The organism is Kitasatospora sp. MBT63 (assembly GCF_000710465.2).
GTDB lineage: Bacteria > Actinomycetota > Actinomycetes > Streptomycetales > Streptomycetaceae > Kitasatospora.
The window spans coordinates 1-4,793 of sequence record NZ_JAIZ01000311.1 but is presented as its reverse complement, the minus strand read 5'-3'; the positions used below and the strand labels follow the sequence as shown (position 1 = coordinate 4,793).

The window sequence follows — 4,793 nt, the reverse complement described above, 5'->3', positions numbered from 1 at the left end:
AGACATGGCCACACCAGAGCTTTGTGTTAGCTCCTCTAAGGCCCGGGGGGCGTCGGCATCCGCTGCGCGCGGTGCTGCTGGTTGCGCCGTGTGCCATGGCCTGCGGGTTCGGCTCGTTCCGGGCGATGGGCCAGTGGGCGGCCGCGGCCCCGCAGGAGACGCTGGTGCGGCTGGGCCTGCCGGCGCGCGGAGTGTTCGCGCTCGCGGGGTGCTGCCCAGCGCGTCCGCCATCGGCGGATCGCGCGGCGGTGCGGCGGCCGCGCAACTCAAGGCCGACGGCACTCTGGAGCTCTCCCAGGACGGCTGGCACCCTTCCGCCCTGTCCCCGGACCGCTAGCTCGACTCTTTCGGGATCTTGGAGCTTGCCGGGCGCATCAGCGTCATCGGCAGGCACGCTCGAGGCTGTTGCGTAGACCGATGCAGCTGCCGAGGTGTTCGTTGTCCATCCCTGTCGCGGCAGCGAATCCCGGCTTTCAGGCACCGTCCTGGATCCCGGCCAGGCTCCCGCCCTGGAGCTGGCGGCGGCGTACCACCGGCGGTGGGAGTTCGAGGTCGCGCCGGCCGAGATCGAGACGTATCAGCGCGGACCGGCCGGCCACCTGAGAGGACGTTAAGTCCGTTTCTGGTAGCGGCCGCGTCCGGGTTGGTCGAGGAGTCCCTGACGAACGAGTCGTCCCAGGCGGGAGCGGGTGACGTTGATCAAGGGCTCGTCGGTGGGCAGCCCGAGGAGTTCGTGTAGGTCGCGAACCCGGAAGACCCGCCCGGGATGCTTGTTGAAGGCGGTCACGATGCGCTGGTAGGTGGTGGCGGTCTCCGCGGGGGCCGGTTCGTGGTCGGGCGGGGTGAGGCCGTGGATGACCTTGCCGGTGGTGACGATCTCGGCGAGGCGGGCCTCGACCTCGGCCAGGGCGCTGGCGAGTTGGTCGATCTGTTCGCGCAGGCAGTCGGCGCGTGCGGCGGTCTCGTCGTGTTCGGCCTGCAGCAGCCGCAGGAGTTCGGTGACGTTCACGCGGCCAGCACGACGTCGTCGCGCCAGGCGGGGCTGGGGGTGGTGAGGCGGCGGAGCATGCCCGCGGTGGAGGCCCAGTAGACGCGGGAGGCGGCGTTGTCGGGCCGGTGGTCGTAGTCACGGGCGAGGCGCCGGTGGGGCATGAGGGTGCCGTTGACCTGCTCGACCACCCACCGCTTCGGTTGCGGAACGAAGCCCTTGCCCTGGTCGTCAGGGTTGCGCCGGACCACCTCGACGGTGATGTCCTTCACCGCCCCGTGGATGATCACGGCGTCCTTGAAGCCCTGGTCGACCAGGACCTTCTCCAGGCGCATCCCGCACCGTTCGGCCGCCTGGTCCAGCAGGGCGATGCCGGCCTCGTTGTCGTGCGCACTGGCGGCCAGGACCACCACTCCGATGACCAGGCCCAGCACGTCGACGGCCAGTCCCCGCTTCCTGCCGGGCGTCTTCTTGTTCGCATCCAGTCCCGTCGTCTTCTTCGGCACTCCCGCCGCCGCGCGGACGGACTGGGTGTCGATGATCACCAGGGACGGGTCCTCTAATCGCCGGGACCGCTCCCGCAGCTGGCAGCGCAGGATCTCCTGAATCCGCTGGTCAAGACCGTCCTGGCGCCACAGGGTGAAGTAGTAGAACACCGCCGACCAGGACGGTAAGTCATGTGGCAGAAGCCGCCACTGACAGCCCGTCCGGTTCTGGTACAGCAGCGCGTTCACTACCTCACGCAGGTCGCAGGAGCCCGGGTCCCCGGTCGCCGAGCGAGACACTCGCTCCTGCTTCCAGGCGGTGACCAGCGGCTCGATCAAGGCCCACTGCCCGTCGGACAAGTCCGTTGAGTACGGCATTCGTTTCATGCCCCGAGCTCATCATGCACACGACACTGGAGTCGGCCTGAACGACTCCGTACCCACGAACGGGCGACACCAGATCATCCAGAAATGGACATAACGTCCTCTGAGATCCAGGTCGCCCGAGATGGTCCGCCAGGAGATCTGGGCACTGCTGACCACGCACTACGCGATCCGGAACCTCATGCATCAAGCCGCTGACGGCGCCGGCCTCGACCCGGACCGGATGTCTTTCGTCCGCAGTCTCCGCGTCGTCCGCCGCCTGGTCACCGACCAGGCGGCCTTTCCCCCTGACCGCATGGCCACCGCCCGTGCCCGGGCCCTCGCCGAGACAGCCGAACGGCCCAACCCAGCCCGACGACACCGGACTTGCCCCCGCGCCGTCAAACGGCACCGCCTCGGCCCGCACCGCATCAAACACCACGGCGACACCAGCACCCGGCACTCCGGACCGCACACCCCGAAACCCAGAAACGCGGCTGTCCAAGTGCCTGACTGAGAACCGGGGACGGCTGGTGGCGGCCGACCAGCTTGTGGGATTGGCTCGATCGCCGGACGACACAGCAGGGCCTCCCACATGCGCTGGTTGTCTACGCCGTCCGCACCGCCAGGAGCCCTGTGTGTCGTCCTACCCTGCCCGGGCCGTCGTTGCCAACTCCGAATCGGTGTGGGGATGGTGCTGTCCCGCCTGCCGGTATGGTCGGGGCCCGACCTGCCGGCCTGGCCGCGGCGGTATCCGTCGGACATGAGCGATGCGGAATGGCTGCTCGCTGAGCCACTGTTGCCTCTGCCGGCGTGGCGGTGGGGCCGGGGCGGACGTCCGGAGAAGCATTGCCGGCGAGTGATCGTGGGCGCGATCCGGTACGTCGTTGACAACGGATGCAAGTGGCGGGCTCTGCCCGTCGACTTCCCGCCCCACGCCACCGTCTACTCCTTCTCTGTCCGGTGGGAGCGGGCTCAGGCGGTCGACGATCTGCACGACCGACTCCGGGACCGGTTGCGCGAACAGGACGGCCGGGATGCCGAGCTGAGCGCGGCGATCATCGACTCGCAGTCGCTGCGGTCCGCCGAGACCGTCGCCGCGGCGGAGCGTGGGTGGGACGCGGGCAAGAAGGTGAACGGACGCAAGCGGCACGTCGCCGGCGACACTCTCGGTCTGCTGATGATTGTGCCGTTCACCGCCGCGAACGTGCAGGACCGCGACGGGGGACGTCTGCTCCTCGCCCGGCTGCGGCAGGTCCATCACCGCATCCGACACGTCTGGGCGGACGGCGGCTACGCGGGCAGGCTCGTGACCTGGGCGAAGAAGCGGCTCGCGCTCACCGTGGAGACCGTGAGACGCAGCGACGACATGACCGGCTTCGTCGTCCTGCCCCGCCGCCGGGTCGTGGAGCGCACGCTGTCGTGGATCTGTCGCAGACGCCGGTGCGTGCGCGACTACGAGCGGCTGCCCGAACACCACGAGGCCATGGTCAAGTGGTCGATGATCATCCTCATGACCCGCCGGCTCGCCCGCCCGACCGCAACTCGTTCCCACGCCGCGTGACCGGTTCTCAGTCAGGTTCTGAGCCATCCGCTCACGTTTTTCCCAACGTCTCCGCCCCAGTTGCCGAAGCGCCGGGCTATGCCCCACCAGCGGAAACGGAGGCCCTCTTAACAGAGGCTCGGCCTGAGAGCAGAATGACTACCACTCACATCCGGGCCGGACCAGGAGCCGGCGCTCCAGGAAGGATTCCCATGATCTCCAGGCGTGAGTTGATGGTGACTTCAACTGCAGCGGTGGCCGGCGTCGTCATGCCTAACAAGTGGTTGCAGGTGCCCCGCAGCGGTTCGAGCTCGGCCACCGCGGTGAGCTCAGCGGCTGCGTCCGGCTTCAGCACCTCCTCGTGGATGGCGGGGATCCCGGGCGACCGGGATCTTTCTGCGCTCACCCTCCCAGGGACCCATGATTCTGGAGCGCTGTACGGTGGTGGCCTGGCACAGACCCAGACGCTCAGTCTCACCGACCAGCTCAACAGCGGTATCCGGTACTTCGACATCAGGTGCCGACACATCCAGAACACGTTTGCCATCCATCACGGACTGGTTTTCCAGAACCTCATGTTCGGATCCGGCGTGAGGGACGTGTTCGTATCGTTCTTGAAGGTCCACCCGACGGAGTGCATCGTGATGTCGGTGCAGGAGGAGTACACCCCGACGGGCAACACGCGCTCCTTCGAGGACACCTTCGACTCCTACGTCTTCGGGTTCGAGTCGTATTTCTACCTGGACGACAGGACGCCCACGCTCGACAGCGCACGCGGGAAGATCGTCCTCTTGCGCGGGTTCGACGCCCAGCGGACGCCCAAAGGAATTACGAAAATCACAGCCCCCGCAGGTTCAACCGGAAACTCCACTGGGCCCGCCGTCTGGCATATCCAGGGAGACTACAATATCAATACCATCTGGGACATCAACCCCCGCATAAATGTCATCGAGGGCTTTATGGCACAGGCCGCAGTTGGCAGTCTCGACGAATGGTATTTGAATGCTGTCGCACTGAGCAGCAGCAACGGCGGAGTCTTTCCGGTGACAGCAGCTCTAGGAATCGCCGGCACGACCGATGGGGTCAACGCCGCCCTAAGGAAGTCAATCTCTTCCTATCCAAATGTCCCGGGCGCACGACTGGGATTGTATGGCATGGACTTTCCCGATCAGACGCTCATCAATATGCTGATCGCGTCCAACGGCTTTCAGACCGGGCCATACGATCTCAAATCGACAGCAGACCGGATAATTCCGATCGACTTCTACGGTCAGGGCATGGCCACGCAGCTCATGCTGTTCAGGCCGGGATCAGGCGCCGCACATATTCTCGACGCTGGAGCTGGATTCGCCCCGATATACCAGTGTGGCGCAGGCGGGATCGGCGGCTACGATCTGCGGAGCGATCGGGACTG

At 66.6% G+C, this 4,793-nt stretch carries 5 protein-coding genes and 1 pseudogene; 3 read left to right on the top strand and 3 right to left on the bottom strand.

What is annotated here, in order from left to right; all coding sequences use genetic code 11:
* Positions 1–473 precede the first annotated feature (473 nt).
* The 3 genes from AA75_RS53500 to AA75_RS19180 are packed head-to-tail and all read right to left on the bottom strand — an operon-like array spanning position 474 to position 1,860.
* Positions 474–599 carry a hypothetical protein gene (locus tag AA75_RS53500; RefSeq protein WP_255369517.1) on the bottom strand — a complete coding sequence of 42 codons (126 nt, stop codon included), beginning with the start codon at positions 597–599 and terminating at the stop codon, positions 474–476.
* 11 nt (positions 600–610) lie between these two features.
* Positions 611–1,009, bottom strand: coding sequence for a type IV toxin-antitoxin system AbiEi family antitoxin domain-containing protein (locus AA75_RS19185; protein WP_033821335.1), 399 nt, complete (start codon positions 1,007–1,009; stop codon positions 611–613).
* Positions 1,006–1,860, bottom strand: a complete 855-nt coding sequence (locus tag AA75_RS19180; RefSeq protein ID WP_033821334.1) for an IS5 family transposase — start codon at positions 1,858–1,860, stop codon at positions 1,006–1,008. The genes AA75_RS19185 and AA75_RS19180 overlap by 4 nt, the downstream gene beginning before the upstream one ends.
* Positions 1,861–1,960: 100 nt before the next feature.
* On the opposite strand from AA75_RS19180, the pseudogene AA75_RS52110 reads away from it, so the two are divergent.
* From AA75_RS52110 to AA75_RS19165, 3 genes and pseudogenes are all read left to right on the top strand, one after another.
* A pseudogene (locus AA75_RS52110) lies at positions 1,961–2,146 on the top strand (IS4 family transposase); the annotation flags it as partial.
* A gap of 453 nt (positions 2,147–2,599) precedes the next feature.
* Positions 2,600–3,400: an IS5 family transposase gene (locus tag AA75_RS19170; RefSeq protein WP_033821337.1), complete on the top strand. Its 801-nt coding sequence runs from the start codon at positions 2,600–2,602 to the stop codon at positions 3,398–3,400.
* 191 nt (positions 3,401–3,591) lie between these two features.
* Positions 3,592–4,793, top strand: a 1,202-nt coding sequence (locus AA75_RS19165) for a phosphatidylinositol-specific phospholipase C (protein ID WP_051812778.1), incomplete at its 3' end; no start/stop codon positions are given.

What these genes read in the sequence shown, in the direction of transcription:
- AA75_RS19180 (WP_033821334.1), bottom strand. Translation starts at nt 1,860, where the DNA reads ATGAAACGAATGCCGTACTCAACGGACTTGTCCGACGGGCAGTGGGCC.
- AA75_RS19170 (WP_033821337.1), top strand. Translation starts at nt 2,600, where the DNA reads ATGAGCGATGCGGAATGGCTGCTCGCTGAGCCACTGTTGCCTCTGCCG.